General features: G+C 73.1%; 27 protein-coding genes and 2 pseudogenes. 15 read left to right on the top strand and 14 right to left on the bottom strand.

All coding sequences use genetic code 11. The features are described 5' to 3' along the window. Nucleotides 1–231 precede the first annotated feature (231 nt). Nucleotides 232–2,430, top strand: coding sequence for a bifunctional glycosyltransferase/CDP-glycerol:glycerophosphate glycerophosphotransferase (locus tag ACZ5WK_RS04240; protein ID WP_465544745.1), 2,199 nt, complete (start codon nt 232–234; stop codon nt 2,428–2,430). A gap of 196 nt (nt 2,431–2,626) precedes the next feature. Here the strand turns inward: ACZ5WK_RS04240 and ACZ5WK_RS04235 are convergent, their stop codons facing one another. Beyond that, the gene (locus tag ACZ5WK_RS04235; protein ID WP_396319900.1) at nt 2,627–2,839 is read right to left on the bottom strand and encodes an EF-hand domain-containing protein; all 213 of its coding nucleotides are present in this window, start codon (nt 2,837–2,839) and stop codon (nt 2,627–2,629) included. A 217-nt stretch (nt 2,840–3,056) separates the two neighbouring features. On the opposite strand from ACZ5WK_RS04235, the gene ACZ5WK_RS04230 reads away from it, so the two are divergent. Then, nucleotides 3,057–3,725 (top strand): lysophospholipid acyltransferase family protein, encoded by a 669-nt coding sequence (locus tag ACZ5WK_RS04230; protein WP_465544743.1) that lies wholly within the window; start codon nt 3,057–3,059, stop codon nt 3,723–3,725. Between the two features lie 114 nt (nt 3,726–3,839). Here the strand turns inward: ACZ5WK_RS04230 and ACZ5WK_RS04225 are convergent, their stop codons facing one another. The 5 genes from ACZ5WK_RS04225 to ACZ5WK_RS04205 form a co-directional block, all read right to left on the bottom strand. Beyond that, nucleotides 3,840–5,660 (bottom strand): ABC transporter ATP-binding protein, encoded by a 1,821-nt coding sequence (locus tag ACZ5WK_RS04225; RefSeq protein WP_465544741.1) that lies wholly within the window; start codon nt 5,658–5,660, stop codon nt 3,840–3,842. 429 nt (nt 5,661–6,089) lie between these two features. Further along, the gene (locus tag ACZ5WK_RS04220; protein WP_396319897.1) at nt 6,090–6,863 is read right to left on the bottom strand and encodes an SDR family NAD(P)-dependent oxidoreductase; all 774 of its coding nucleotides are present in this window, start codon (nt 6,861–6,863) and stop codon (nt 6,090–6,092) included. A gap of 387 nt (nt 6,864–7,250) precedes the next feature. Continuing rightward, the gene (locus ACZ5WK_RS04215) at nt 7,251–8,144 is read right to left on the bottom strand and encodes an SDR family oxidoreductase (protein ID WP_465544739.1); all 894 of its coding nucleotides are present in this window, start codon (nt 8,142–8,144) and stop codon (nt 7,251–7,253) included. After that, on the bottom strand, nt 8,141–9,088 hold the full coding sequence (locus ACZ5WK_RS04210; RefSeq protein ID WP_465544737.1) for an alpha/beta fold hydrolase: 948 nt from the start codon (nt 9,086–9,088) through the stop codon (nt 8,141–8,143). Before ACZ5WK_RS04210 ends, ACZ5WK_RS04215 begins: the two co-directional genes overlap by 4 nt. Next, on the bottom strand, nt 9,085–10,659 hold the full coding sequence (locus ACZ5WK_RS04205; protein ID WP_465544735.1) for a flavin-containing monooxygenase: 1,575 nt from the start codon (nt 10,657–10,659) through the stop codon (nt 9,085–9,087). The genes ACZ5WK_RS04210 and ACZ5WK_RS04205 overlap by 4 nt, the downstream gene beginning before the upstream one ends. Nucleotides 10,660–10,839: 180 nt before the next feature. Here ACZ5WK_RS04205 and ACZ5WK_RS04200 point away from each other — a divergent pair, with 180 nt between their 5' ends. The 7 genes from ACZ5WK_RS04200 to ACZ5WK_RS04170 all read left to right on the top strand — a co-directional run bounded on the left by ACZ5WK_RS04200 (nt 10,840) and on the right by ACZ5WK_RS04170 (nt 17,684). Then, nucleotides 10,840–11,706: a MerR family transcriptional regulator gene (locus ACZ5WK_RS04200; RefSeq protein ID WP_465544733.1), complete on the top strand. Its 867-nt coding sequence runs from the start codon at nt 10,840–10,842 to the stop codon at nt 11,704–11,706. Nucleotides 11,707–11,840: 134 nt separating this feature from the next. Next, on the top strand, nt 11,841–12,860 hold the full coding sequence (locus tag ACZ5WK_RS04195) for an ABC transporter substrate-binding protein (protein ID WP_465544731.1): 1,020 nt from the start codon (nt 11,841–11,843) through the stop codon (nt 12,858–12,860). A gap of 205 nt (nt 12,861–13,065) precedes the next feature. Beyond that, on the top strand, nt 13,066–14,520 hold the full coding sequence (locus ACZ5WK_RS04190) for an MFS transporter (RefSeq protein ID WP_465544729.1): 1,455 nt from the start codon (nt 13,066–13,068) through the stop codon (nt 14,518–14,520). A 175-nt stretch (nt 14,521–14,695) separates the two neighbouring features. Further along, nucleotides 14,696–15,049 carry a type VII secretion target gene (locus ACZ5WK_RS04185; protein WP_465544727.1) on the top strand — a complete coding sequence of 118 codons (354 nt, stop codon included), beginning with the start codon at nt 14,696–14,698 and terminating at the stop codon, nt 15,047–15,049. After that, on the top strand, nt 15,046–16,602 hold the full coding sequence (locus tag ACZ5WK_RS04180; protein WP_465544725.1) for a hypothetical protein: 1,557 nt from the start codon (nt 15,046–15,048) through the stop codon (nt 16,600–16,602). Before ACZ5WK_RS04185 ends, ACZ5WK_RS04180 begins: the two co-directional genes overlap by 4 nt. Next, entirely contained in the window at nt 16,599–17,000 is a 402-nt protein-coding gene (locus tag ACZ5WK_RS04175; protein WP_465544723.1) for a hypothetical protein, read from the top strand. Before ACZ5WK_RS04180 ends, ACZ5WK_RS04175 begins: the two co-directional genes overlap by 4 nt. A 132-nt stretch (nt 17,001–17,132) precedes the next feature. Beyond that, on the top strand, nt 17,133–17,684 hold the full coding sequence (locus tag ACZ5WK_RS04170; RefSeq protein WP_465544721.1) for a GNAT family N-acetyltransferase: 552 nt from the start codon (nt 17,133–17,135) through the stop codon (nt 17,682–17,684). A 258-nt stretch (nt 17,685–17,942) separates the two neighbouring features. Here the strand turns inward: ACZ5WK_RS04170 and ACZ5WK_RS04165 are convergent, their stop codons facing one another. Beyond that, the gene (locus ACZ5WK_RS04165; RefSeq protein WP_465545257.1) at nt 17,943–18,275 is read right to left on the bottom strand and encodes an NUDIX hydrolase; all 333 of its coding nucleotides are present in this window, start codon (nt 18,273–18,275) and stop codon (nt 17,943–17,945) included. Here ACZ5WK_RS04165 and ACZ5WK_RS04160 point away from each other — a divergent pair. From ACZ5WK_RS04160 to ACZ5WK_RS04150, 3 genes and pseudogenes are all read left to right on the top strand, one after another. Further along, nucleotides 18,187–18,713 (top strand): annotated as a pseudogene (locus tag ACZ5WK_RS04160) (DUF5753 domain-containing protein). The gene ACZ5WK_RS04165 and the pseudogene ACZ5WK_RS04160 sit on opposite strands and share 89 nt — an antisense overlap. Before the next feature lie 14 nt (nt 18,714–18,727). Continuing rightward, on the top strand, nt 18,728–18,913 hold the full coding sequence (locus ACZ5WK_RS04155) for a DUF397 domain-containing protein (protein ID WP_465544719.1): 186 nt from the start codon (nt 18,728–18,730) through the stop codon (nt 18,911–18,913). Beyond that, nucleotides 18,900–19,367: an NUDIX hydrolase gene (locus tag ACZ5WK_RS04150; protein ID WP_465544717.1), complete on the top strand. Its 468-nt coding sequence runs from the start codon at nt 18,900–18,902 to the stop codon at nt 19,365–19,367. The genes ACZ5WK_RS04155 and ACZ5WK_RS04150 overlap by 14 nt, the downstream gene beginning before the upstream one ends. A gap of 56 nt (nt 19,368–19,423) precedes the next feature. Here the strand turns inward: ACZ5WK_RS04150 and ACZ5WK_RS04145 are convergent, their stop codons facing one another. Further along, nucleotides 19,424–19,993, bottom strand: coding sequence for a GNAT family N-acetyltransferase (locus tag ACZ5WK_RS04145; RefSeq protein WP_465544715.1), 570 nt, complete (start codon nt 19,991–19,993; stop codon nt 19,424–19,426). 114 nt (nt 19,994–20,107) lie between these two features. Here ACZ5WK_RS04145 and ACZ5WK_RS04140 point away from each other — a divergent pair. Beyond that, a pseudogene (locus ACZ5WK_RS04140) lies at nt 20,108–20,391 on the top strand (GNAT family N-acetyltransferase); the annotation flags it as partial. A gap of 133 nt (nt 20,392–20,524) precedes the next feature. Here ACZ5WK_RS04140 and ACZ5WK_RS04135 read toward each other — a convergent pair. Both ACZ5WK_RS04135 and ACZ5WK_RS04130 read right to left on the bottom strand, forming a co-directional pair. Further along, entirely contained in the window at nt 20,525–20,839 is a 315-nt protein-coding gene (locus ACZ5WK_RS04135) for a hypothetical protein (protein ID WP_465544713.1), read from the bottom strand. A gap of 213 nt (nt 20,840–21,052) precedes the next feature. Next, nucleotides 21,053–21,961 (bottom strand): LysR family transcriptional regulator, encoded by a 909-nt coding sequence (locus ACZ5WK_RS04130; RefSeq protein WP_465544712.1) that lies wholly within the window; start codon nt 21,959–21,961, stop codon nt 21,053–21,055. Nucleotides 21,962–22,032: 71 nt separating this feature from the next. Between ACZ5WK_RS04130 and ACZ5WK_RS04125 the strand changes: the two genes are divergently transcribed. Further along, nucleotides 22,033–22,776 carry a maleylpyruvate isomerase family mycothiol-dependent enzyme gene (locus tag ACZ5WK_RS04125; protein WP_465544710.1) on the top strand — a complete coding sequence of 248 codons (744 nt, stop codon included), beginning with the start codon at nt 22,033–22,035 and terminating at the stop codon, nt 22,774–22,776. 67 nt (nt 22,777–22,843) lie between these two features. Here the strand turns inward: ACZ5WK_RS04125 and ACZ5WK_RS04120 are convergent, their stop codons facing one another. Then, nucleotides 22,844–23,611 (bottom strand): dienelactone hydrolase family protein, encoded by a 768-nt coding sequence (locus ACZ5WK_RS04120; RefSeq protein ID WP_465544708.1) that lies wholly within the window; start codon nt 23,609–23,611, stop codon nt 22,844–22,846. 154 nt (nt 23,612–23,765) lie between these two features. Next, entirely contained in the window at nt 23,766–24,614 is an 849-nt protein-coding gene (locus tag ACZ5WK_RS04115) for an alpha/beta fold hydrolase (RefSeq protein WP_465544706.1), read from the bottom strand. A 58-nt stretch (nt 24,615–24,672) separates the two neighbouring features. On the opposite strand from ACZ5WK_RS04115, the gene ACZ5WK_RS04110 reads away from it, so the two are divergent. Further along, the gene (locus ACZ5WK_RS04110; RefSeq protein WP_465544704.1) at nt 24,673–25,152 is read left to right on the top strand and encodes a MarR family winged helix-turn-helix transcriptional regulator; all 480 of its coding nucleotides are present in this window, start codon (nt 24,673–24,675) and stop codon (nt 25,150–25,152) included. Nucleotides 25,153–25,255: 103 nt separating this feature from the next. Here the strand turns inward: ACZ5WK_RS04110 and ACZ5WK_RS04105 are convergent, their stop codons facing one another. Together ACZ5WK_RS04105 and ACZ5WK_RS04100 are read right to left on the bottom strand one after the other, a co-directional pair. Then, entirely contained in the window at nt 25,256–25,657 is a 402-nt protein-coding gene (locus tag ACZ5WK_RS04105; RefSeq protein ID WP_465544702.1) for a VOC family protein, read from the bottom strand. A 35-nt stretch (nt 25,658–25,692) separates the two neighbouring features. Further along, nucleotides 25,693–26,571 (bottom strand): (2Fe-2S)-binding protein, encoded by an 879-nt coding sequence (locus tag ACZ5WK_RS04100; RefSeq protein WP_465544700.1) that lies wholly within the window; start codon nt 26,569–26,571, stop codon nt 25,693–25,695. Nucleotides 26,572–26,659 lie beyond the last annotated feature (88 nt).

The following is a 26,659-nucleotide window of genomic DNA, read 5'->3' as shown; positions in this document are numbered from 1 at the left end:
GGCCAGGCTCGGGAGGTTGCCCGGACCGGCGGCCGGCCGTAGAGGGTCGGCCGGGCCGCCACCAGGCTGCCGGTGCCGCCCCGTACGGGGCCCGGCACCGGCGGTTCCGGCCCCGGCCCCCAAGGGGCCCTGCCCCCGCCGCGAGCGCCGCCCACGCCCCGGACCCGGCCGGTCCCGGCCCCCGGCCCCGAGCGGCCCCGGACGCCGTCGCGCTCGGTAGACTCACCCAGCGTGCCAGTCCTCCTCAGCATCGTGCTCCCGGTCCACGGCGTGGAGCGCTACCTGCCCCGCTGCCTCGACTCGATCCTGGAAGCCACTCCCGCCGGGGAGTCCCGCTTCGAGGTGATCGCCGTCGACGACCTCTCCCCCGACCGCTGCGGCGCGATCCTGGACGAGTACGCGGCCCGCGACCACCGGCTGCGTGTGCTGCATCTCACCGAGAACCAGGGTCTCGGCGGCGCCCGTACCGCCGCCCTCCCCGAGGTGCGCGGCGAGTACGTCTGGTTCGTCGACAGCGACGACTGGCTGCCCGAGGGCACGGTCTCCGCCCTCCTCGACGAACTCGACGGGGAGCGCCGCCGCGAGACCCCCGCCGATGTGCTGCTCACCGGCTTCACCCACGTCTACCCGGACGGCGGGACCGAGCCCAACCCCTGGCGCCACGTGCTGGTCGGCTCCCCGCTGACCGACGGCGCCACCCTCGCCGAGCACCCGGCCCTGTTCCAGACCGTGATGTCGGTCTGGAACAAGGTGTTCCGCCGGGAGTTCCTGCTCGGCCTCGGCGTCTCCTTCGGGCGCGGCTTCTACGAGGACATCTCGGTCACCTACCCCGCGCTGCTCGCCGCCGAGCGGCTGCGCTACCTCGACCGCCCCTGCTACTTCTACCGGCGCGGGCGGGCCGGCGCGATCACCTCCACCGCCTCCCCCAAGCACGCCGACGCCTTCGCCCAGTACGACGCGATCTTCGCATTCCTGGACCGCCCGGACCGGCCCGGCCGCCCGGTGCCGGACTCGCTGCGCACCCTCGTCTTCGACCGGACCGTCAAGCAGGCGCTCACCGTCTACGACACCCCCGGGCTCGTCCCGGAGGACCGGCGCAAGGACTTCTTCCGCCGGATCGCCGAGCACTTCGCCCGCCACCGCCCGGCCGGCTACCGGTTCCCGGCCGGCCTGCGCGGCGTGCAGTACCGGCTGGCGGCGCGCGGCGCCCGGATCGCGTACGCCGAGCTGCGCCGCACCGGGCGGCTTCCGCGCGAACTCAAGCGCGGGGCGCGCGCGGTGGCGCCGGCGGTGAAGAAGGGCGTGCGCAGCAGCGCCCGGTTCACCGCGTACAACGCGTTCCGCCGGCTGCCGCTGGACGAGCACCTGGCGGTCTACGCGGCGTACTGGCACCGGGGTTACGCGTGCAGCCCGGCGGCGATCTACGAGAAGGCGAAGGAGCTGGCGCCGGACGTCCGGGGCGTCTGGGTGGTGGAGAACCGCACCCAGGCGGCCACGCTGCCCGCCGGCGTGCCGTACGTGATCGTCAACACACCCGCGTACCTGAAGGCGATGGCGACCGCCAAGTACTTCGTCAACAACGTCAACTCCCCGCGGACCATGGCGAAGCGGCCGGGCACGGTGCACGTCCAGACGCAGCACGGCACGCCGCTGAAGGCGATGGGGATGGACCTCAGGGACCACCCGGTCGCGGCCGACGGGATGGACTTCGACCGGCTGCAGGAGGCCGTCGACCGCTGGGACTTCCTGGTCTCCTCCAACCCGCACACCAGCGAGCACTTCGCCCGGGCCTTCCCCGGTCGGTACGAGATGCTGGACACCGGCTACCCGCGCAACGACCGGCTGGCCGACGCCACCCGGGCCGAGGTGGCGGCGATGCGCGAGCGGTTCGGCCTGGCGCCGGGCCGTACGGCGGTGCTGTACGCGCCGACGCACCGCGAGGGCAAGGGCGGCTACGTCCCGCTGGTGGACGTGCGCGAGCTGGCCCGTCGGCTCGGGCCCGGCTTCACCCTGCTGGTCCGCACGCACTACTTCCACACCGGCGGCCCGGGCGACCTGGTGGCGGGCCCGGACGCGGCGGAGATCGTGGACGTCTCCGCGCACCCGACCGTGGAGGACCTCTACCTTGCGGCGGACGTGCTGGTCACGGACTACTCGTCGATGATGTTCGACTACGCGGTGCTGGACCGGCCGGTGGTGATCTTCGCGCCGGACTGGGACGAGTACCGGCAGAACCGCGGCGTCTACTTCGACCTGTTCGAACAGCCGCCGGGCGCGGTGACGGTGGACGCCGACGGGCTCGCGAAGGCGCTGCTGGCGGGCGATCCGGAGCCGGCGGCGCGGGCGCGGTTCCGCGAGCGGTTCTGCCCGTGGGACGACGGCGGGGCGGCGGAGCGCGTGGTCCGCCGGGTGTTCCCGACCCGGGGCTGAGGCAAGCGGCCCCGATGACGGGCGGGTGCCGAGCAGGCGCTGAGCCCGGGCCGGCCCCTCGGTGCGGGCCCGAGGGTGGGCCCATGGGTGGGCCCGCGAGTGGGCCCGGAAGGGCGACGGGCGGGTCCCCGGGAGTCCCGGAGCCCCGCCCGACCGACTCGGCCGGTCTCGGCCGGCCCTGCCGGCCCGACCCGACTCAGCCCTGACGCGCGGCCAGGAACTCCTCGAAGGTCAGCTCGCCGTCGTGGTTGGTGTCCATCTGCTTGATGATGGCCTCGGCCACCGAGATCGACGTGGTGAGGTCGCCGAGCTCGCGCGCGACCTTGGCGTACTCGACGGCGGTGATCCGGCCGTTGCCGTCCACGTCGTACTTGTCGAACGCCGCGCGGATGGTGTCGACGTCTGCCATGGGTGGGCCCTTCCTGATGAACTGCTGATGTGCGTTTCCGACGGCCGTACCCTACCCGCCGTGGCGAGCGCCACGGCTGGCGGGAGTGGACGGGCTCGGGGGTGGGTGTCGTAGTCTGCGGGTCTGTTCCCGGCCCGGCCGGGGATTGATCGACCACCGATCGTCGTCTGTTCAGGCCCGGGCACACCCCTCGGGCGTGCACGTCCTGGGAGGGACCATGCTCGATCTCGTCACCAAGCTGGTGCTGAAACCGCTCGCGCGGGGGATCTGGCGGCCCACCATCGAGGGCCTGGAGAACGTGCCGCGCAAGGGCGGCGTGATCCTGGCCAGCAATCACCTCTCCTTCATCGACAGCGTCGTGATCCCGATGACCGCCCCGCGCCGGGTGCACTTCCTGGCCAAGGCCGAGTACTTCACCGGCACCGGGCTGAAGGGCGCGCTGTCCAAGAGCTTCTTCCAGGCCATCGGCGCGGTGCCGGTCGAGCGCGGCACCTACCGTTCGGCACAGGCCTCGCTGGAGTCGGCGCTGGAGATCCTGGAGGACGGCAAGGCCTTCGGCATCTACCCGGAGGGCACCCGCTCCCTCGACGGCCGCCTCTACCGCGGCAAGACCGGCGTGGCCTGGCTGGCCCTCACCGCGGGCGTCCCCGTGGTCCCGGTGGCGCTGGAGGGGCCGGAGCAGATCCTGCCGGTCGGCAAGCGCGTGCCCCGCATCCGCAAGGTGACGGTCCGCTTCGGCGAGCCGCTGCACTTCGACGAGCTGCACGGCCAGGCCCGCTCGCTCAAGGCCCGCCGGCAGGTCACCGACGAGGTGATGCGGGCGATCCAGGAGCTCTCCGGCCAGGAGGTCGCGGAGACCTACAACGAGGTCCCCAAGGCCGCCTGAGGCTCCTGCGGCCGCCTGGAGGTCTCCGAGGCGCCCGAGCCGGCCGGCGCGGCTGAGGCGGCGGCCGGCGCGGCCGAGGCGGCTCCGGGCTCCCGGCCGGCTCCCGGGACCCGGCTACACGTGCCCCAGCGCCACGGGCACCGGTGCCTCGCGGCGCAGCAGCGCCGCGTACCGGCCGTCCGCCTCGACCAGTTCGTCGTGGGTGCCCAGCTCGGCCACCTCACCGCGGTCCAGGACGACGATCTGGTCGGCGGCCCGGACGGTGGAGAGCCGGTGGGCGATGGTGATGGTGGTCCGGCCGGCCGCCAGGGTGTCGATGGCCTGCTGGACGGCGTGCTCGGTGCGGTTGTCCAGCGCACTGGTGGCCTCGTCCAGGATCAGCACCGGCGGGTTGCGCAGGATGGTCCGGGCGAGCGCGAGGCGCTGCTTCTCCCCTCCCGAGAAGCGGTAGCCGCGCTCGCCGACCAGGGTGTCGTAGCCGTCGGGCAGGCCGGCGATGGTGTCGTGGATCTGTGCGGCCCCGGCGGCGGCGACCAGTTCGGCGTCGGTGGCGTCCGGCTTGGCGAAGCGCAGGTTGTCGGCGACCGAGGCGTGGAAGAGGTAGGTCTCCTGGGAGACCACGCCGACCGCCCGGGACAGCGTGTCGAAGGAGAGGTCGCGGACGTCGACGCCGTCGATGGTGACCCGGCCGCCGGTCACGTCGTAGAGGCGCGGGACGAGGTAGCTGAGCGTGGTCTTGCCGGAGCCGGTCTCGCCGACCACCGCGAGTGAGCTGCCGGCCGGCACCTTGAGTTCGACGCCGGAGAGCGTCGGCCGCTCCTGCTCCGGGTCGTAGCGGAAGTCGACGCCCTCGAAGCGCACCTCGCCGCGGAGCTCCTCCAGTGCGACGGGGCGCTCGGGTTCGGCGATCTCCACGGGGAGGTCGAGGTACTCGAAGATGCGCTGGAACAGCGCCAGCGAGGTCTGCACCTGCACGCCCGTGGAGAGCAGGCTGATCGTCGGGCGGAAGAGCCCCTGCTGGAGCGAGACGAAGGCGACCAGGGTGCCGACCGAGACGATCGGCGCGCCGTCGGCGGCGGCCAGGCCGGCCGCCCAGTAGATCACCGCCGGCATGGCGGCCATCACGATCTGGATGGTGTTCATCCGCCAGCGCCCCGCCATGCTGGCGCGCACCTCCAGCTCGGCCAGCTGGTCGGACTGCCCGGTGAACTCCTTGGCCAGCGAGTCTGAGCGGCCCATGGTGCGGCCGAGCAGGATGCCGCTGACCGAGAGCGACTCCTGCACCGCCGAGCTCATCGCGGCGAGCTGCTTCTGCCGCTCGGTGGTGATCTTCTTGCGCTCGTTGCCGACCCGGCGGCTGATCCAGACGAAGAGCGGCAGGAGCAGCAGCGAGACCACGGTCAGCCGCCAGTCCAGTGCGACCATGGCGACCACGGAGGCGATCACGCTGGTGAAGTTGGAGACCAGCGAGGTGGCGGTGGAGGTCACGGTGGACTGCATGCCGCCGATGTCGTTGGCGATCCGGGACTGCACCTCGCCGGTGCGGGTCCGGGTGAAGAACGCCAGTGACATCCGCTGGAGGTGGCTGTAGACGGCGGTGCGCAGGTCGTGCATGACGCGCTGGCCGACGGTGGTGGAGATCAGCGTCTGCAGCACGTTGAAGATGCTGTTGACCACGGCGGCGGCGATCATGCCGAGCGCGAGCAGGCTCAGCAGGCCGGTGCGGCCCTGCGGGATGGCGGTGTCCAGCACGGCCCTCAGCAGGAACGGCGATATGACCGAGACCACCGCGGAGGCCGCCACCAGCAGGCCGACCACGGTGAGGCGGCCCGAGTACGGGCGGAACAGCGCAAGGATGCGGTGCCACTGGGCCGGCGGGCGGGGTTCGTCCTCGGCGCGGGCGGGCGGGGTCCATCGGATGCCGTCGGGCCTCAAGGGCGGGCCTCCCTGGGTCGGACGCGCGGGCGCGCGGCGGGCTTGGCGGGTGTCGCGGCCGCCGCGGGGTTCGCGGGCGTGCCGGGTGCCGCGGGGTTCGCCGGTGCCACGGGTGTCACGGGTGTCACGGGTGTCACGGATGTGGCGGGTGCCGCGGGGTTCGCGGGCACGGCGGGTGCCGCGGGCATGGCGGTCGGGCGGCCGCCAGCATAGCGAGAATAGCTCATAGTTAGCGAAGCTAATAGTGAGGCTCGCCCTATTCCCACTTCCCGTGGATGCTGTGCGGCCGCCCGGGGCCGGTCTGCGCGCGATCCCCCGCCGGGTCCGCCCGTCCGCACGGACAGCCGCCGACGCGGGCCGCCCGTCGATGCGGACCACGCCGTCCGCACAGGGCCCGCCGCCCGTCCGCTTCCGAGGTGCGCCGGCCGGCTAGGTGGTCCGGTAGGTCCGCGCCGCCTTCGAGGAGACCCCGCCGAGCTTGCCGGACGGCAGCAGGCGGGCGATGGCGACCGCGATCTTGTAGCGCTTGCCCGGGACGGACACCGAGCGGCCGCGGGCCAGGTCGCGCATGGCCTCGTCGACCACCCGCTCGGCGGACAGCCAGCCCCACGACGGGATGTTGCCCGTCCCCATGCCGGCCCGCTGGTGGAACTCGGTCCGGGTGAAGCCCGGGCAGAGCGCCATCAACCGCACGCCTGCGCCGCCGAGGTCGCGCTGCACGCCCTGGGTGAAGCTCACGACCCACGACTTGCTCGCGCCGTACGTGCCGCGCGGCAGGAAGGCCGCCACCGAGGCGACGTTGACGATCGCCCCGCGCCCCCGCTCGCGCATGCCCGGCAGGGCGGCGGTGGTCAGCCGGAGGATCGCCTCCACGTGCACCTTCAGCATGTCCAGCTCGTCCTGGAGCGGGACGGTCAGGAACGCGCCCTTGTTGCCGAAGCCGGCGTTGTTCACCAGCAGGTCCACCGGGCGGCCGGCGTCGGCCAGCCGTGCCTCCACGGCGGCGATGCCGTCATCGGTGGCCAGGTCGGCGGTCAGGACCTCGGCGTCGACGCCGTACTTCGCTTGCAGGTCGGCGGCGGCGCGCTCCAGCCGCTCGGTGTCCCGGGCCACCAGGACGAGCTGGTAGCCGCTCCGGGCGAGCCGGCGCACGAACGCGGCTCCGATGCCGGCGGTCGCGCCGGTGATCAAGGCAGTGGTCATGCCCCTGACCGTACCGACTGCGCCCGGCGACGGGTACCGCTCGGCCGCCCGGCTCGCGCGCCGACTGGCCCGGACCGGCGCGGACGGCGTCCCGGCCAGGCTCGACCTCGCCCCGACCCTCGACCGGATCCGGGCACCCGGCGACGGCAGCGCACACACCGCTCTCGAAGTCACCGGCCGCCCGAGGCTGCACCGCCTTCGTCGGCTTCTGCCCCCAGTCCGCCACCGCCGTCGCCGCCCTCGCCAACTGCGGCCCCGCCCTGGACGACCGGTTCGTCCAGGGCGGGTACGAGGTGCTCAAGCGGCTGTCAAGCGGGCGGGGCCGACGGAAGGCGGCCGGCAGATTCGCCATCGGGCGGCGGCCGTCCGCCATCCGTGAGCGTCGGCTCAGTTCCTCTCGGAGCGGGCGGCGCTGTCGGCCGCTCCCCCGGCGCCGACCGGGCGCAGTCGGGTGGCGGCGGTGGCGGCGAGCTGCGGGGCGAGCCTGGCGATGTCGCGGGAGCCGACGGCGGCGATCACCAGCGGCAGGACGGCGCGGACCGGCTGCATGCCGCGCAGCCAGGCCTGGGCGTAGACGTGGGCGGAGCGGCGGGCGATACCGGCGACCAGGCGGTCCACGGCCGGGCCGAGCGGGTAGGTCTTGTTGGCGGGCCAGGGGAGGCGGGAGCGCATCTGCCTGAGGACGGCGTCCTGGTCCGCGCCGCGCACCATGTCGGTGTCGGTCCAGCTCAGGTAGCCGACGCCGACCTTGACGCCCTGGTGGGCGACCTCGGCGCGGATCGAGTGGGCGAAGGCCTCGACACCGGCCTTGCTCGCGCAGTACGCGCTCATCAGCGGCGCGGGGGTGAGCGCCGCGAGCGAGGCGATCTGGAGGAGGTAGCCGCGGCTCTCGGCGAGGGCGGGCAGGAAGGCGCGGGCGGTGGCGACGCTGCCCAGCAGGTTGACCTCGATCACCCGGCTGAACGCCTTGTGGTCGCTCTCCAGCAGCGGGCCGCCGATGGCGATGCCCGCGTTGGCGACGACGGCGTCGATCCGGCCGTAGTGCTCCTTGATCAGCCGGGCGGTCTCGGTGAGCGCCGCGACGTCGGTGACGTCGGCCTCCCAGGCGGTGGCGGAGGGGCCACAGAGCGCGGCGACGGCCTTGAGCTCGGCCGGCTCCAGGCCGAGCAGCGCGACCTTGGCGCCCTGCGCGGTGAGCTTGCGGGCGAGGGCGGCACCGACGCCGCGCGCGGCACCCGTGACGACAACGACCTGTGCGGACAGCGGCGGAACGACGCTCATGCGGTCAGGCTCCTCTGCGGGCTGGGAAGTCGGGTCGCCGTCAGGTGGGCGGCGGCCATGCGGTCGATCTCGGCGGCGACCTCGGCGGGCCGCTCCAGCGGCGCCATGTGGCCGACGCCGGGCAGCAGAAGCAGGCCCTGCGGGTCGGGCAGTGCGGCGACCATCCGGTGGGCGTGCACCGGCGGGGTCAGGCGGTCGTCGGTGCCCACCACCACGGCCGTCGGCGCGGCGAGCGCCGCCAGCCCGGACCGGACGTCGAGGACGTCCAGCACGCCGGCCCACGCGGCCCGGACGGCGGTCGGGCAGGCGTGCACGATCCGGGCCGTCGCCTCGACCCGGCCGGCCGGTGAACCCGGACCCATCGTCCCGTACTTGAGGGCTGCGCGGCTCACCGGGCCGACCGGTCCGAGCGGGAGCCGGGAGCGCAGCACCTGGCGGTGCAGGAGGCGCCGAAGCCGCGGGGCGCGGACCGCGTCGGGCAGCACCCGCAGCTCGGCCACCAGGTCGGACGGGCCGGTGGAGACCAGCACCGCGGCGGCCGTCCGCCCGGCGACCTCGGGGCGCGCGCCGGCGGCCATGATGGTCATGCCGCCCATGCTGTGGCCGGCGAGGACGGCGCGTTCCCCCGCCGGAACGGTCCGGGCGAGCACCGCGGAGAGGTCCTCGGCGAGCGCGCGGGTGGAGTAGCGGAGCCGGCTGGGCGGGATCTCGCTGCGGCCGTGGCCGCGCTGGTCGTACGCCACCACCCGGTACCGGTCGGAGAGTTGGCGGATCACCGGCGCCCAGAAGGCCGTTGAGCACGTCCAGCCGTGGGCGAGCACGACGGTCGGGGCGGCCGGCTGACCGTGGATCTCGACGTGCAGCCGGATGCCGTCGGCCGAGCGGACGTCCAACTCCTCGACGGGGGTGGGCGCAACGCAGTCGGCGGGGATCGCGGGGCTCATGCCACGACCTCCTCGACCGCGGCCGTCCGGGGCTTCGGCGTGGTGCGCATGATCAGCTCGTACTCGCCGAGGTCGACCTTGCGGGTGGCGCGGCGGAACGAGGTGGTCGAGCCGGGCCAGAGCACGGTGTTCCTGCCGCTCGGGTCGAGGTACCAGCTGCGGCAGCCACCGGTGGTCCAGACGGTGCGGTCCATCCGGTGCTGGAGTTCGAGGTTCCAGTGCCGCTGGGCGCGTTCGGTGGGCTGCATCGCGGTGGCACCGATCGAGCCGAGCGTGGTGAGCGCGTCGATCAGGTAGTTCAGCTGGGACTCGATCATCAGGATCATCGAGCTGTTGCCGAGCCCGGTGTTGGGGCCGATGACGAAGAAGAGGTTGGGGAACCCGCGGACGGTGGAGCCGCGCAGCGCCTCCATGCCGTCCTTCCAGTGCTCCGCCAGGCTGGTGCCGTCGACGCCGAACACCCGGGCGCCGATGGGCATGTCGGTGACGTGGAAGCCGGTGCCGAAGACGATCGCGTCCACCTCGTGCTCGCTGCCGTCGGCCGCGACCAGGGTCGAGCCGCGCACCTCGCGCAGGCCGGACGCGACCACCTCGGTGTTGGCGGCGGCGAGTGCCGGGTAGTAGGTGTTGCTGAGCAGGATGCGCTTGCACCCGATCCGGTAGTCCGGGGTGAGCTTGGCGCGCAGCGCCGGGTCGGCGACGCCCTGGGCGATGTGCCGTTCGGCGAGCTGCTGGACCACCTTCAGCAGGCCGGGACGGCGGACGAAGGCGTCCACCTGGAGCTCGCGGAGGGCGAACAGGGCGCCGCGGCGCAGCTTGGCGGTGACGGGCAGCCGGCCGTGCAGCCACTTCTCGATCTCGGTGATCTCGCGGTCGCGGCGCGGCAGCACCCAGGCGGGCGTGCGCTGGAAGACCGTCAGTTTGCCGACCTTCGGCTGGATCGAGGGGATGATCTGGGCGGCGGAGGCGCCGGTGCCGACCATCGCGACCCGCCGGCCGGCGAGTTCGTAGTCGTGGTCCCAGCGGGAGGAGTGGAACACCTTGCCGGGGAAGGCGTCGAGGCCCGGCAGGTCCGGGATCTGCGGGTCGGCGAGCGGCCCGGCGGCGGAGACGACGGCGTCGGCGGTCCACTCGCCGGCCGTGGTGGTGATCCGCCAGCGGGTGTGCTCCGCCTCCCAGCGGGCCTCGGTGACCTCGGTGTCGAAGCGCAGGTGGGGGCGGAGGCCGAAGACGTCGGTGACCTTCTCGAGGTAGGCGCGGATGTCGGGCTGGCCGGAGAAGCTGCGCGGCCAGTCGGCGTTGGGCGCGAAGGAGAAGGCGTAGAGGTGGGAGGGGACGTCACAGGCGCAGCCGGGGTAGCTGTTGTCCCGCCAGGTGCCACCGACCGAGTTGGCGCGCTCCAGGATCACGAAGTCGGTGATGCCGGCGCGGCGCAGCCGGACACCGGCGCCGAGGCCGCCGAAGCCGGAGCCGATGACCGCCACCCGGACGTGCGGGACGGGCTGGGCGGCCTCGGCCGGGGACTCCTGGCCGGACGTGCCGGGGCGGGGGCGCTTGGTCGTGGATGCCATGCGGCGTCCTCCTGGGGGTGGGGGGCCTGAGGTGCGCACTGCTGCGACGCGCCGCCTTCATGGTGCCGTGGCGCCGCCGCGATAACCATGCCAGCAATCACTGGCACGATTGGCAGATTAGCTCGTGGCGCCGGTGGAGGGAAGGAATCCGACCACCGCGCTTCGACAATCTCCCGTCCTATGCTGAGCGCCGTGGACAAGCCCAGAGCAGCTGCGGACGACGGAAAACGCGAGTACCGGGTGGAGGAACTGGCCGAGGCGGCCGGCATCACCACCCGCACCCTGCGCTTCTACCGCGAGCGCAAGCTGCTCCAGCCGCCGCGCAAGGAGGGCCGGATCGCCTGGTACGGGGAGGCCCACCTGGCCCGCCTGCGGGTCATCGCCGAACTGCTGGAACGCGGCCACACCCTGGGCGGGATCGCCGAGTTGATCGGCGCGGGCGAGAGCGGCCGGGACGTCGCCGAGCTGATCGGGCTGGAGGCCGCGATCGTCGCCCCCTGGTCCGACGAGACCCCGGTCCACCTCGACTGGGCCGAACTGACGGCCACCTTCGGCGGCCAGCTCACCGAGGGGACCACCGCGGAGGCGATCGCCCAGGGCTACATCACGGTGGAGGAGGACGGGATCACCCATGTCAGCCGCCGGCTGATGGACGCGACCACGGCGCTGGTCGCCGAGGGCGTGCCGCTCTCCGTCGTCCTGGAGGCCAGCCGGCGCACCCAGGAACACGTGGACGCGATCGCGGAGATCTTCACCGCGCTGGTCCGCGACCAGATCCTCGGCGCGCTCGCCGCCGACGCCCCGCTGCCGCCCGGCGAGGCCGCCCGGCTGACCGAGCAGATCCTGCGGGTGCGCCCGCTCGCCCGGACGGTCACCGACGCCCAGTTCGCCCTGGCGATGGACCGGCGGGTGCACGCCGAGTACGACGAGCTGCGGCGGCAGCGGCTGGAGTGCCGGGAGGACGGGGAGGGCGGAGAGGGCCAGCAGGGCGAGGCGCCCGGGGAGGCCGCGGACGTGGAGAGCGGAACGGACCAGGAGGGCGGTTAGCCCGGGGATCCCGGGGAGGCGGCGGGCGGCCGAACGCCACCGCCCGCCCCCGCGCGACCCGCCCCCGAGGCGTAGCGGCGCCCGCCGCCGGGCAGGGATCGGGGCGCCTCGCCGCCCCGGAACGGAGTCGCCCGATGCCCCCTGCCCTGCCCGCCGATCTCGCTCCCGCCCTCACCCGCCGCAGCCTGCTCGTCCTCGCCTCCGCGCTCGCGCTGGCCGCCTGCGGGTCGAACAGCTCCGGCGGCGCCGACAGCTCGGACGGTGCCGGCAACGCGACCGCCGGCTCCGCCCCCGCGCCGGCCGCCACCGGCCCCCGCACCGTCCGCCACGCGCGCGGTGAGAGCACCGTGCCCGCGCGCGCCGCCCGCGTCGTCGTACTGGACACCGACGCGCTGGACTCCGCCGTCACCCTCGGCCTCACCCCGGTCGGCGCCACCGCCGTCGCCGAGGGCGCGCCGCTGTCCGGGTACCTGCCGGCCGCCCAGCTCGCCGGGATCAAGCGGGTCGGCACGATCGGCCAGCCCAGCCTGGAGGCCGTCGCCGCGCTGAAACCGGACCTCATCCTGAGCAACCAGGTGCGCGACGACAAGCGGTACGACGAGCTCTCCAAGATCGCGCCGACCGTACTGACCAAGACCACCGGGCCCGCCTGGAGGGAGAACGTCCGGCTGCACGCCGAGGCGCTGGGCCGCCAGAGCGAGGCCGCGGCGGCGGAGGCGGCGTACCGGGCCAAGGCGGCGGAGCTGGTCACCGCGCTCGGCGGGCCGGAGAGGGCGGCGGCCACCAGGGTGGAGATGGCCCGCTTCCTGGCGGGCGCGCCCACCAGGCTCTACCTGAACGACACCTTCGTCGGCTCGATCCTCAAGGACCTCGGCCTCGGCCGGCCCGCCAACCAGGACAAGCCCGGCTTCTCGATGGAGATCAGCCCCGAGCAGGTCGACCAGGCGGCCGCGGACGTCATCTTCTACTCGGTCTACGGCGACGCGGCCAAGTCCGACCGGGCGAAGGTCATGGAGGGCTCGCTCTGGAAGAACCTGGACGCGGTGCGCAGCGGCCGGGTCTTCCCGGTGGACGACGGTCTCTGGATGCTGGGCATCGGCTACACCGGCGCCGGCCTGATCCTGGACCAGATCCGCAAGAACCTCGTCGCCTGAACGGCTCGGCGGCGGCCCCGTTGGCCGGTCCTCCAACATGGTCGAGGACCGGGCGCTGACTGCGCTGGGTGATCGCACGGTTACCTGGAGGATCGTCCGAGCCGTACGGTCGGAACTCACCCGCGGGTCGCACACTCACCAGGCCGGGCCGGTGGTGGGAGGCGGGCGCCCACCCGGCTCCGTGTGGGGGCTCAGAGGAATGTCCGTGGTCACGAGGTTCCGTTCAGCGGCGCGGCTGACGGGTGGTGGGGTGCTGCTCTGGTCGCTGCTGGGGCGGCTGCCGAACGCGATGTGCCCGATCGGCACGCTGCTGCTGGTCACCCGGAACACCGACAGCGTCTGGCGCGGTTCGGTGGTCGCCGGGGCGCTGGCCGTCGGGCAGGCGGTCGGCGGTCCGCTGGTCGGCCGGCTCGCGGACCGGCGCGGGCAGCGGACGGTCGGGCTGGTCGCGGCGGCCGTCAACGCGGTGGCGATCGTCGCCCTGGTCGCGGCCTCCGAGGCCGGGCTCCCGCTGGTCTGGCAGATCGCACCCGCCGCGCTGATCGGCCTCTCCGTACCGCTGGTGGGCCCGCTGTCCCGTAGTCGCTGGGTCCGACTGGCCGACGGGGAGAGCGAGTTGACGTCCTCGATGCTCTCGCTGGACGGCATCGTCGACGAGGTCAGCTTCACCACCGGTCCCGCGCTGGTCGGCCTGCTCGCCACGCTGGCCTCCCCCGCCGCCGGCCTGCTGACGGCGGCCGCGCTGGTCGGCGTCTGCGCGTCCCTCTTCGCGCTGCACCCGACGGCGACCCAGGGGGCCGTCGGCGCCGGCACCCACGTGCGGCCCTCCGGGCGGCTGATGAGCGCGCCCTACGTCCTGCTGCTGGCCGGGATGGCACTGCTGGGCGCCTGCTTCGGCTCGGTGCAGGTCGGGGTGACGGCCACCACGGACGCCCTCGGACAGCCGGGCGCGGCCGGACTGCTCTACGGCTTCATGGGCTTCACCAGCGCCTTCGCGGGCATCGCCACCGCCGCCCTGCCCGCCCGCTGGGAGCTGCCGCTGCGCCTGCGGGCGGGGACCGTCCTGCTCTGCGCCGCCTCCGTCCTGCTCCTGTTCTCCGGCGGCAGCGTGGCCGCCCTGGCCGCCGCCATCGGGTGCCTGGGCGTGGCGGTCGCGCCGCAGATGATCACCATGTTCGGACTGGTGGAGCGGACGGTGCCGACCGCCCGCCTGGGCGAGGCGATGGCGGCGCTGGTCAGCGCGATCATCCTGGCCCAGTCGGCGGGGACGTTCCTCGGCGGCTGGGCGGCCGACAACGTCGGGCCCACCGCGCCGTTCCGGATCACGGTCGCCGCCGCGGTGGCCGCCCTGCTGCTCGCCGCGTTCACCGCCACCGACCGCCGCTACCGCCGCCGCGACGACCCGTCGGACGTTCCGCCGGCCCCTTCATCGGCCCCTTCATCGGCCACGCCCTCGGACGCTCTGTCGGACACGCCGTCGGACACCCCGTCGGACGTCCTGCCTGACGTTTCGCCGGGTCGTGGAGGAGGCGCCGCGACGGGTGGCGGCCCGATACCCAAGAGCGTCCCAAGCGCAGGCAAAGATTCCCCGAAGGACATGGAGCCGACGCACCGTCTGCGTGAAGAAGACGAGGAGCCGGTGCAGCCCTCGCGGGCGTAACACCCCGGCCTCCGGCACACGTTAGGCTCAGCCACCGATGTCCGCGCCGCACCACAGGCTCGGGCATCGAGCCATTCGGACACACCGCGGATGCGTCGGCGGACGTTCCGAGGAACGTAGCGGCGGACGTACCGGACGACGTGAAGACGTCCCGGAGACGGGGGAACGGGGAACCATGAGCGGCGGGACAGGCGCAGGAGCAGCAGGGCCGGGAGCGGGCGGGGCGGGCGGATACGGCGTCAGCCTGGCCGGTCTGAGCGGCGTCAGCGACCAGCTGGGCAAGACGGCGACCGACATCGCGACGGCCAAGACCGCCTACGCGGGCTCGGTCTGCTACGCGTCCACGGCCTTCGGCGAGTTCGGCATGGACCAGGCGTGGGCCGCCTTCGACGCCGCCTGGTCGAAGGAGATCGAGGTCACCCAGCGCGCCCTCGACGAGCTGTCGCAGAAGATGTCGACGACGACGCAGAACTACCGCAACGCGGAGAAGGCCGTCACCGCCTCGCTCGTGCCGGCGGGTGGCCGGTGAGCAAGGTCAAGGATCTGGAGCACGCCCAGCACAACATCGAGCAGGTGCAGTTCATGCTCGCCAACCTGCACCTGCTGGAGGGCATCAACGACGCGCTCGCCGTCCCCGAGCCGGTCGGCGACCCGGGCGCCGTGAGGGCGCGTGCGAAGGACTACGCGCAGGCGGCCGCCTCCTTCGGCCAGGCCTCGCAGGACCTCGCGGGCATCGCCACCAACCAGTTGCCCGCGGTCTGGACGGGTTCGGTGGCCGAGCACGCCACCCAGGCGATCCACGCGATGTCGGCGGAGACCACCACCTCCAAGGAGACCCTGGCCGCGGCGGCCACGCTGCTGGACGCCTGGGCCAACGAGCTGGAGTCGGCGAAGAGGACCGACGCCGACGGGTGCCGCCAGCTGAAGGAGGCCGGGGAGAAGGCCAGGCAGGACCCGGGCGGCTTCGACCCGGACGCGCGGAACACCGCGCTGTCCGGGGTGGGCGCCCGGCTCGCGGCCGCACGGCGGGTCGAGAGCTCCGCCACCAGCACCGCGAGCAAGCTGAACCAGCTGACCTCCAAGGCTCGCGCCTCGCGCGCCGGCCTGGGCTCGATCGACCCGCTGGCGGCCGTGGTGCTGGCCACCGAGAAGAACCCGGGCGCGGGCGAGGACGACGGCTACATCCTGACGCCGGGCCAGCTCGACCGGGCCACCCAGACCCTCGGTGTGATGCCCGGCGCCGACCAGGCGGCGTTCCGCGCCCTGCTGGCCGGAGCCAAGTCCCCCGAGGAGGCCGCCTACCTCTGGAAGGCGCTGGCGGCCGGCCACTCGGTGGCCGACATACAGAAGTTCGACGAGGGCATCCACCCGCACGGCGACGACCCGGCCTGGCTCGCCCAGCACCTGGTGCCCGCGACCAGCACCAAGGACATCAACCGCGAGTCCTCGGACAACATCGACCTCACCTACCAGGGCAAGCAGGTCAACATCAACGGGTACGGCGTCTACTCGCAGCGCGACGTCAACGACTGCGTGGCCGCGTCCACCGTGATCGCCCAGGCCAAGCTGGACCCGCTGCTGATGTACCAGCTCACCACCGGCGGCACGCCCGACACCCCCGGCTCCGACTCCGCCGACAACTTCGAGCAGCGGCTGCAGAAGACCTACGTGGACGAGTACATAGCGGGTCAGAAGGTCGACGGCCGGAAGACCTACCCCAAGGAGGACAGCGGTCTCGGCCCCGATGCCCAGACCTACCTGGCCGACAAGGACCTCGGCAAGGCCACCGGCGCCGACTACGAGCACGTGGAGCTGGAGAGCGACGAGGACCGGCGAGCGGCGCTGGCCCGGATCGAGAAGTCCGTGGACGAGGGCCTGCCCGTCCCGATCAGCGTCCGCAACAAGGACGAGGGCCATCAGATGATGATCATCGGCCGGGACGGCGACAAGCTCCAGATCTACAACCCCTGGGGCTTCACCTCCTGGGTGACCGAGGACCAGTTCGTCAACAGCCAGCTCGGCGGACTGACCCCCGGCGAACACCCCCTGAACAAGCCGACCGCCCTGGAGCTGCCGAAATGACCACCGTCCGGCCGGATGCCGAACTGGCGGACCTCGACGTGCCCGCCGCCATCACCCGCGGCCTGCTGCTCGCCGGCGGCCCGCGCCAGGCCCTCTTCACCGAGGCCGCCATCGCCGCCACCCACCGCGCGGAGGCGGCGGGCGTCGGCCCGTACCCGCTTGGCTTCCTCGCCCGGCACGTCCGGGCCGGCGGCTTCGCGGCCGCCCTGGCACTGCCCGAGCCGGTGATCGGCGCGGCCGGCCGCGCGCTGGTCCGCGACTGGCTGCAGGCCGCCGCGGCGACCGGCGCCGACGTGGCCCGCGAGCACCTGTTCGCGCGCTGGCTGGCGGAGGTCTCCGCGCTGCTCGCGCTCCGGCGCGACCTGCGGGAGCTGGACGACTCTGAGTGGCCGTCCTGAATGGCCGTCCTGAGGGGCCGCTCTGCACGGCAGTCCTGAGTTGGCGTCAGCGCGGCGAGGCATCGCGGTCGGGGCCGAGGGTCCGACCGCGATGTCTGCCGACCGGCCGGTCCACAATCCTATGATCTGATCATGATCGAAGGAACGCAGGTAAGGCTGCGCGCGCTGCGCGCCGAGGACGCGGAGCACCATCTCCGGTGGCGCAACGACCCGGAGGTGGTGCGCTTGGCGTGCGCCGGGGACCCGTGCTTCGGGCCGGTCACGGCCGAGGCGGTGGGGCTGTCGTTCGACAAGATGCTGCGGCTGGTCCCCCGGGAGGCGGCCGTGCTCACCGTCGAGGAGTTGGCCGGCGGCCGCGTCATCGGCATGGCCGACTACCGCGGCCTCGACCCGTACATCGGGGTCGCCACGCTCGGAATCACCATCGGCGAGCGGGAGTTCTGGGGCCGGGGCCACGGCTCGGAGGCGGTGCGACTGCTGGTCGACCACCTGTTCGGCGCGTTCGGGCTGCACCGGCTGGAGCTGGACACCTGGAGCGGCAACGAACGCGCCGTCCGGACCTTCGAGCGGCTCGGCTTCCGGGAGGAGGGCCGCCGCCGGTCGGCCGTCCTGGTGGGCGGGGCCAGGTACGACCGGGTGCTGTTCGGCCTGCTCCGCGAGGAGTGGACCGCGGCGCCCCAGTAGGACGGACCAGGGGGCCGTCGTCACCCTGCGGGCCTTGCCGGTCCCCGGGTGTGCGTCGGCCTCGCCCCACCACGCCGTCCGCGTCAACGCGTACTCCACATCAGCACCCAGACCAGCCAGAGTGTCCCGGCGAGCACCGCAGACCCGCCACCAGCATGGTGACCCCGAACGCCCACCGCTTGATTCCGTGCACGCCCGCTGCCTCTCCCGCTTTTGGTCAACGTGCGGGATTTCAGTGCCAGTTGGAGCATCTCGGGCTCAGGCCGCACGTTGGCCGTGGAGGAGGAGGGGGAGGGCGCGGCCGAGGTTGGCGAGGGCCTGTTGGACGCGGGCGTTCTGGGCGGGGCTCATGAGGGTGGGGAAGTGGGCGGGGTCGGCGAAGCGGGCGCCGTGGAGGTGGGAGTGGCGTTGGGGTGGGACGGTGAGGCGCTTCGCGTCGTGGTCGGTGATGGTGCCGCCGTCGAAGACGAGGTTGAGGCGCTCCAGGTAGCGGTCGGCGGGGGTGAAGTCGACGGCGAGGAGCTGGGTGAGGCGGCGGTGGAGGCCGGTCTGGGCTCTGGAAGCGGGCCACGTCCGACAGGGCAGCGCCACTCAAGAACAGGCAGACGAACGCGTGCACTTCCTGGAAACGCGGAAGCAGTGCCTGGAGCGCACGCCGCCGCCGCTCGTACACGCAGTTCTTGACGAAAGCTGCATCCGGCGGCCGGTCGGGGGCGAGATGTCATGATCACCCAGCTCCTGCACCTTGAAGAACTGGCCAAGCGGCCGAACATCGCCATCCAGGTAGCGCCATACAGCCTCGGCGAGGACCGACCGTTCATGCGCATGGTTTTCCTCCTTACCATGCCGGACCGAAAAGTGCTCGGATACTCCGAAAACGAGCACCGCGGGTTCCTTGATCGCGACTCAAACACCGTCCTCCCACTGGTCAAGAGCTACGATCGACTTCAGATCGAGGCCATGAACCAGGCCGATTCGATGGCGATGATCCGTGCAGTACGGAGGGACTTTGAATGGACGTCGATCTGAATGAAGCCCATTGGATGAAGAGCTCACACAGCGGCGGCGGCGGCGCGTGCGTCGAGGTAGCCCCCGGGTACCCGCATGTCGTTCCCGTCCGCGACTCCAAGGACCCGAGCGGCCCTGCCCTCGTCTTCCCCTCCAGCGCCTGGCAGTCCTTCGTCACCGCCGTCCGCGCCGGCGAGTTCGGTCCGCATGGCCAGGCGTGACTACGAGGACGACCCCACCGCTCCCAAACCCAACAGCCTGGTCCCCGCCGCCTCCGTCATCGTCGTCGACGGCTCCGGCCGTCTTCTCCTCCAGCGCCGTACGGACAACGGAATGTGGGCACTGCCCGGCGGAACCATGGAACTCGGCGAATCCATCGCCGACTGCGGAATCCGTGAGACCCGCGAGGAGACCGGCATCGACATCGCGATCGCCGGCATTGTCGGGACCTACACCAACCCGCGCCACGTGATGGCCTACGACGACGGCGAAGTCCGCCAGGAGTTCTCGATCTGTCTCCTCGGCCGCCCCACCGGTGGCTCTCTCCGGTCATCCGACGAGTCGCACGAAGTCGCCTGGTTCGAGCTCTCAGAGCTCGACGCCCTGCCCATGGTTCCCAGCATCAGCAAACGCATCACCGACTGGCGCTCCAACACCGGTCCCGCCATCCGCTGAGACGTTCTTGGAGTGGGAAGTCGGCCGGTCCGACTTCCCACACTCCTCTGCCTGCACTACTCGTCGAGGTCGTGGTGAGCCTCCGGCGCGGTGGCGGCCACGACCCTGCCTTCTCCCGGCTCGGGCTCGCGAACCATGCGCACGTTGGGCAGGCTGCCGCGCCAGAGCTCGCGCTCACCGGTGATTCTGAATCCGTACCGCTGGTAGAAGCGGATCGCCTTCTCGTTGTAGTCGGTCACCCAGAGGCGCATGGGAGCGCCGCGTGCCCACGCCAGGAACTCGCCCATCAACCGGCCGCCGGTGCCTCGGCCTTGGGCTTCGTCGAGCAGGTACATCGGCCCGAGCGTGACCACGTCGTCCCGGCGGCCGCAGAGGAACCCGACGATCCCCCCTCCTGAGCGAACGACACGGCAGAACAACAGATCCGGCCGCCGCGCGGCCTCCTCGATGAACTCCCGCCAGTGGTCGATGCCCTCCGCGGTCACAGTGGAACCGCGGTGCTCGTGGATCCACGCCTCGTCGATCCCCGCTCTCTCGTTGGGGTAGGTCTGGAGCCAGGCCCTCAACTGCGTCCGGCCCACGGAGGCTGCGTCGTCAGGTCGGGGTACGTCGATCTGATGGACCATGGGGCCATTGTTCGCAATGCAGCCGATGGGTTCCACGTGATTTTCCGTCCGGTCCCGGAACGTCCGCGACGGGACACCGCCGGCCCCGGAGGGCCGTCGTACGACGATCCGTCCATGTCCGTGGTCACTCGCGGGGAAGACGGCTACGACGTCGACACCGAACGCGGCCGCCTCGACGTGGACCGGGTGCACCACTGGCTGTCGACCGACGCCTTCTGGGCCCTCGGCCGTACCCGTGCAACCGTCGAACAGGCCGTCCGCGCGTCCGACAGCTTCGGGTTCACGACTCCTCCGGCTCACAGGTCGCATACGCGCGCGTCGTCACCGATCCGGCGGCCTTCGCGTGGCTCTGTGACGTCTACGTCGACCGTGCTCATCGCGGCACGGGCCTCGGCACCTAGCTCGCCGGCGCCGTCCGTGACCACCCCGTCGCCCTGGTCCGCACCGGAGCCCGCTTTGAGTGCGGTCAGCTGATCGAGCGGCCCGCGCCCGCTGCTGCCCGGCCGAGCCGACCGTCGACGAGCCACTCCCTCACGCCGCGGGCGGCCAAGCGATCAGCCTCAGATTTGCAGGGGTCGGATTCCCGCCCGGACACCGCAACGTGAGCTGCCTGCGACGTAGTCGGGGTGTCCAACCGTGGTAGAGCAACGCGTCTCGAATGGCTCCGGCAACCAACCCCGGTACGACCACCACACCGTGCTCAACCCACGTCACCATGCGCTGTCCATCGACTTCCTCATGCAGGACGACGATCGCCGCGCCGGGCTCGTCGTTGGGCGCGACCACCCAGCGATAAAGCTCCCCGTCGACGACAATGACCCGCGTTCCCTTTTTTGCTATAGCCATGCAATGCAGCTTTTCAGGTGTTCTACCGCCTCACCAGCTCGCGCGGATCAGTCCGGCCTGCGCCGGTGCTCCGCGCGAGATACCGCTGACGCTCCGCGCCTTCGGACGCTCCCGGGTCCCGGCCTGTCCCGCGAAGGTTCCGAACGCGGACCGGACCGGACCGCCGAGCGTTCGGCCGTGGCGGCCGGCACGGCGTAGGGGCTCGGAGCGCGCTCAGCCCGCCCCCACCGCCGGGAACGCCTTGCGCAACCTGGCCAGCAGTTCCCGCGCCGCCGGGCGGGGCGGGCCGTCGGTCTGCCAGGCGAGGGCGATGCGGCCGCGGGGCGCCGGGTCGGTGAGCCGCCGGGTTTCGAGGCCCAGGGCGGCGGAGTACTCGGCGGGGAGGTCCGGCAGGACGGCCACGCCCAGGCCGCGGGAGGCGAGTTGGGCGAGCAGGGGCGGCGACGAGGCCTCGAAGGCGATGCGCGGCTCGATGCCGGCCTGCGCGCAGGCGTGTTCGAGGGTGGCGCGCAGGCCCGTGCCGCGCGGGAGGCTGATCAGGGGGCGGTCGGCGAGGGCGGCCACAGGGACGCAGTCGGCGGCGAGGAGTGGGTCGCCGGCGGCGGTAGCGGCGACCAGCGGGGTGTCCACCACCACCTGGAACTCGATTCCCGCTGGCGGCTGTCGATCCGCCACCCCAGCGATCGCGATGTCCAACTCGCCGCGGCGCAGGGCGGCGAGCATCTGCTCGGAGGTGGATTCGCTCAGCGAGATCTCGACGCCGGGGTGGTCGCGGTGGAAGCCGGCGAGGAGTTCGGCGACGGCGAACTCCTCCGTCGCCGCCCCCGACACCAGCCCGATCGCGACCTGTCCGCGCACCAGACCCGCGTACTCGTCGGCCGTCTGCCGGATGCCCTCGACCGCCGCGAGCACCGCCCGGACGTACGGCAGGACGGCCTCGCCCACCTCGGTCGTGGTGACCGTCCGGCCCGAACGGTCGAGCAACTGATGACCCAACTCCCGCTCCAGTTGCCGGATCTGGGCGCTCACGCCGGGCTGGGCGAGGTGCAGACGTGCCGCGGCCCGGGTGAAGTTGGCCTCCTCGACCACGGCCGTCAGGTACTGCAACTGACGAAGCTCCATAACCAGGAATGCTAGCGATCAGAAGAACCGGCTCTTGGACTGATGACGCGGGCCCGGGCAGGCTGGTGATCATGGGAAGCAGCACCGCATCGACCGTCCGGGCCGCCATCGCCGCCGAGCGCCGCGAACTCGCCGACGTCCTCGACAGCCTCACCGACGCGCAGTGGGACGCCCCCTCGCTCTGCGCCGGCTGGCGCGTGCGCGAGGTGGCCGCGCACATGAGCCTGGGGTTCCGCTACTCACTCCCCCGCACCGCGCTCGAACTCGCCCGGGCGCGCGGCAGCCTGCACCGGATGACGGACCGCACCGCCCGGCGCGACGCCGCCGCGCTCGGGCCGCGCGAACTCGCCGACGCCCTGCGGGAGAACGCCGATCACCCGTGGACGCCGCCGGTCGGCGGGTTCACGGCCGCGCTCGGGCACGACGTCGTCCACGGCCTGGACATCACCGTCCCACTTGGCCTCGACCGCCGGGTGCCCGCCGACCGCCTGCGCCTCCTCCTGGACGCCGTCACCCCGCGCAGCCTGCGCTTCTTCGGCGCGCAGCTGGGCGGGGTGGAGCTGCGCGCCACCGACCTCGACTGGTCCTACGGCAGCGGCGGCCGCACGGTGGCCCGGCCGGCCCGTGAGCTGCTACTGCTCGCCTACGGGCGGAAGTTGGCGCCTGACCCGGAACTGCGGGGCGGCCACCCGGCCGCCCACGGCGTCGGCCGCCGCCCGGGCGACGCCTCGGGCGGCGGGGAGGCCGTAGGAGCGCCACTGATCGAGGGTGAGGTCGGCGAGGGACATGGGCAGGAGTCTGCTACGGGCCACTGACACGGCCGCCCCGCCGAGGAGCGGGACGTCCGCCCGAACAGCCTCCTGCCAATCGTCCGCCCCGGCGTCAGAAGGCGCGCTTGAGCAGGGCGAGCAGCGCGTCCCAGTGCCGGGCGGCCGCCTCCGGATGGTAGGCGGCGGTGTCGGCCTGGGTGAAGCCGTGCGACGCGCCCTCGTAAACCTCGCAGGTGTGGCGGACGCCGGCCTCCGTCAGGGCCTCGGCCAGGCGGACTATCTGGTCGGCCGGGAGCGACGGGTCCTGGTCGGCGTGCCCGAAGTACAGCTCCGCCGTGACCTTGCCCGCGACCAGGTGGGGGCTGTCCTCCTCGCCGGTGGCGAGCATGCCGCCGTGGAAGCCCGCCGCCGCCGCGACGCGGTCGGGGTAGGCGCCCGCGGTGCGCAGAGCGAGTTGGGCGCCGAGGCAGTAGCCGGTGATGCCGACCGGCCCGTCGACCGTGAGCGGCGAGCGGGCCAGCCAGTCCAGGTACGCGCCGGCGTCACGGACCGCCTGCTCGGCGGTGAACGACGCCATGATCGGGCCCAGCTGTTCGAACAGGGTCGGGTCGGTGGCCGGGTTGATCAGCTCAGGCTGTTCGGGCAGCGCCACGACCGGCGCGCGGCCGTGCCGGTAGAACACGTTGGGCACCAGCACCGTGTAGCCCTCGGCGGCGAGCCGCTCGGCCAGCGACTCCAGGAACTGGCGGAGTCCGAAGGCGTTCATGTAGAGCAGCACGGCGGGGTGCGCGCGGCCGTCGTCCGGGTGGGCCAGGTAGGCGTCGGCGATGCCGTCCGCCGCCGGGATGTCCACGCTCGTACCACGCACGGCAATCGTCACGGTCGGGTCTCCTCGGTGCTGCTGGGCGGTTGGGACGGCCGGGCGGGCGGGAGGTCGGCGCATCCGGCCCGGAGATTATCGACGCCCGGGTGCGGCCCGTCCACGCAATTCCCGCCGCGGCCCGGGCCGGGCGCAGCCGCCCGCGCGGCGCGGACTAGCCGCGGGCGACGGCGCGCAGGAACGACGTCAGGTGCGCGTTGAACTCCTCCGGCCGCTCCATGTTGGGGTAGTGCGCGGTGCCGTCGAGCTCGACGGTGCGCCCGTCGGGGACGGCCGCGATGAGCCGGGCGGGCATGGCCAGGTGGTCGGCGCTGTCGAGCGCGCCGTTGATCGCGAGGACGGGAACGGCGATGGTGGCCGCGCGGGCCCAGGTGCCGGTGACGGGCACCCGGTGGTCCGGCTCGTCGGCGGTGTGCTTGAGGATCGTGCCGAGGGCCATGGCGCGCTGGAGTTCCATCACGTCGCGGTCGACGTCGGCGGTCGAACGGTGCGGTCCGGGAAGGAACTTGAGGAAGGCGTCGGCCCAGCCGTCGACGTCGCCGGCGGCCAGCGCCCGGCTCCATTCGGCCAACACGCCGAGGGTCCAGGGGTCCTGGAAGTCGGGCTCGCTGGTGCCCGCCCCGCTGACCACCAACGCGCTGACCAGGTCCGGGTGTTCGAGGGCGGTGTCGACGGCTATGCCCGCGCCCATCGAGACACCGACGAGCGGGACGGGCCCGGTGCCGAGGTGGCGCAGCAGGGCGGCGAGGTCGTCGCAGGGGCGGAACGGGCGGGTGGCGTTGGCGGACTTGCCGTGACCGCGGACATCCGGCGCGATGACCCGGTACTCCGGGGCGAGGGCGGCCAGCTGGGCGTCCCACATGCGGTGGTCCAGGAAGCCGCCGTGCAGCAGGACCACCGGCCGGCCGGTCCCGGCGTCCCGGTAGGCGAGTTCGCCGTCGTCGGTCGTGAACGACGAGAGGTGGGTGACAGCGGCGTCAGGTGATCCAGCGGCGTCAGTCATGACAACCAAGGTGCCATCCTGACCGGAGAATGGCAACCAGGGTGTCATGATGGTGCCCATGCAGGAACACCCGCTGGAACCCGACGAACTCGCCCACCGCCTCACCGAGGTGTTCGACCTGGTGGGCCCGCTCTACCGCCGGGTGCTGCGCAAGGTCGAGCAGGCCGCACCCGCCGAAGGTCTCTCGGTCGGCGTGCGGGCCGTGCTGAACCTGCTGGGCGAGCACGGCCCGATGACCGTCCCGCAGATGGGCCGCGCGCAGGCACTGAGCCGGCAGTTCGTGCAGCGGATGGTGAACGAGGCGGCGGCCGACCGGCTCGTCGAGGCCGTCCCCAACCCGGCCCACCGGCGCTCCTCGCTGATCCGGCTCACCGACGACGGGCGGGCCGCCATCGCCGCCGTGACCACGCGCGAGCACGCGCTGATGCGCCAGGTCGGCGGCGGCCTCACCGACGCCGAGGTGACCGCCTGCGTGAAGGTGCTCGGCGAGATGCTCGCACTCTTCGACGATGTGGATGTGGACGGGCGGCTGGACTGAACTCCGGGCGGACGGCCCACCGGCCGGGCGCTCAGGCACCGGCCGGGCGGGCACTCGGGATGAGCGGGAGGTCGGGCACTCCGACACCCGGGCCGTCAGGCAGTCAGGCGGCCCAGGTGCGGGTGCAGAGCACCAGGCGGTAGCCGTCCGGGTCACTGACGGTGACGCCGAACTCGTCCCAGTACGGGTTGTGGGCGGGGACGCGGGTGCCGCCGGCGGCCTCCAGCCGGGCGACGAGGGCCTCGTCCACGGGCGCGCCCAGGTAGAGGACGAAGAGGTCGTCGACGGTCGGGGCCGGCTCGACGGGGTGGCCGGGGTCGTGGGTGAGCTCGAAGTGCCAACTGCCGCCGGGGAAGCCGACCATGAGCAGGTCGTGCTCACCGGGAACGTGCTCGGTGGTCCGCCAGAGCACGGAGAGGCCGAGGCCGTCGACGTAGAAGCGCTCGGCGGCGGCGAGGTCCCGGGAGGGGCGGGCGACCCGGACGTGGGTGGTGGAGTCGATCATGTGACCGATCGTACCGGTCGTGATGTGAGCAGGCGTCAGAGCCGCTGCAGGCGCTCCTCGTCGGGCGTCCGGGGGCAGGTGACGCAGGCGGAGTCGGGGCGGATCGCGTAGTAGAGGCAGCAGCCGAGGCGGGTCCGGGTGGGGTGGCTCCGGCCGTCCGGGCCGCACAGCGTGCGGAAGGCGGCGGCCCCGAGGAGAGGCTGGGTGCCGCCGGGGAGGACGGCCCCGGCGGCGGCGACCGCCTCGGCCTCCCCGGCGGCGACGGCCTCCCCGGCTCCGGCGGCACCGCCGGCGGGCGCGGTGACGCCGGCCTGCGCATCGAGCATCCGGCCGAGGTACCAGATCGCGGAGGCCAGGTCGTCCGTGACCATGCCCCAGAGCGCCCGGGTGCCACGGCGGGTGGGGGCGGCGAAGGCGGTGAGCAGCGGTTCGACGTGGGTGACGACGGCGGCGCGCAGTTCGGCACGGAGTTCGTCCTCGCCCGGGAGCGTGACGTGGGCGCGCGGACGCAGGGCGAGGTCGCCGGTGGGGGCGTGCAGCCAGAGGTCCGATCCGTCGATCACGGGGACGCGGCGGGCGAGGTGCCAGGGTCCGGCGATCAGGACGCAGACCGACCACAGGTAGTGGTGCAGCAGCCGGGACGCGGCGACGTGCGGGCGCGGGGTGGTGCCGTGCTCGGCGGCGACCGGGGCGATCCGGGCGGCCTCGCCGGCCAGCGCGGCCTCCAGGGCCGTGGGGTCCGCAGCCAGTTCGGCGGCGGAGCACCAGCCCTGAGCACGCGTCGGGGACGGTTCGCCGTCCGCGATCAGCGTGACCTGCAGGACGGGGCAGAGGTCCAGCAGCCGCCGGTAGTCCGCCCGGAGAGGAGAGGGGCTCCGGCCGGTGGCGGGCATGGGTGCAGGTCCCAAGATCATCGGCACTCCCGAGATCGGATAAGGTGAGGCTCACCTTATAGGCACTCAGAAGCCGCTCCGACTGCACCACCCCCGCCTGGACCGCCCC

This window comes from Kitasatospora sp. NPDC032757 (assembly GCF_055579305.1).
Note: the sequence above shows the minus strand (reverse complement) of the source record. Positions and strands in the feature narration are given on the sequence as shown.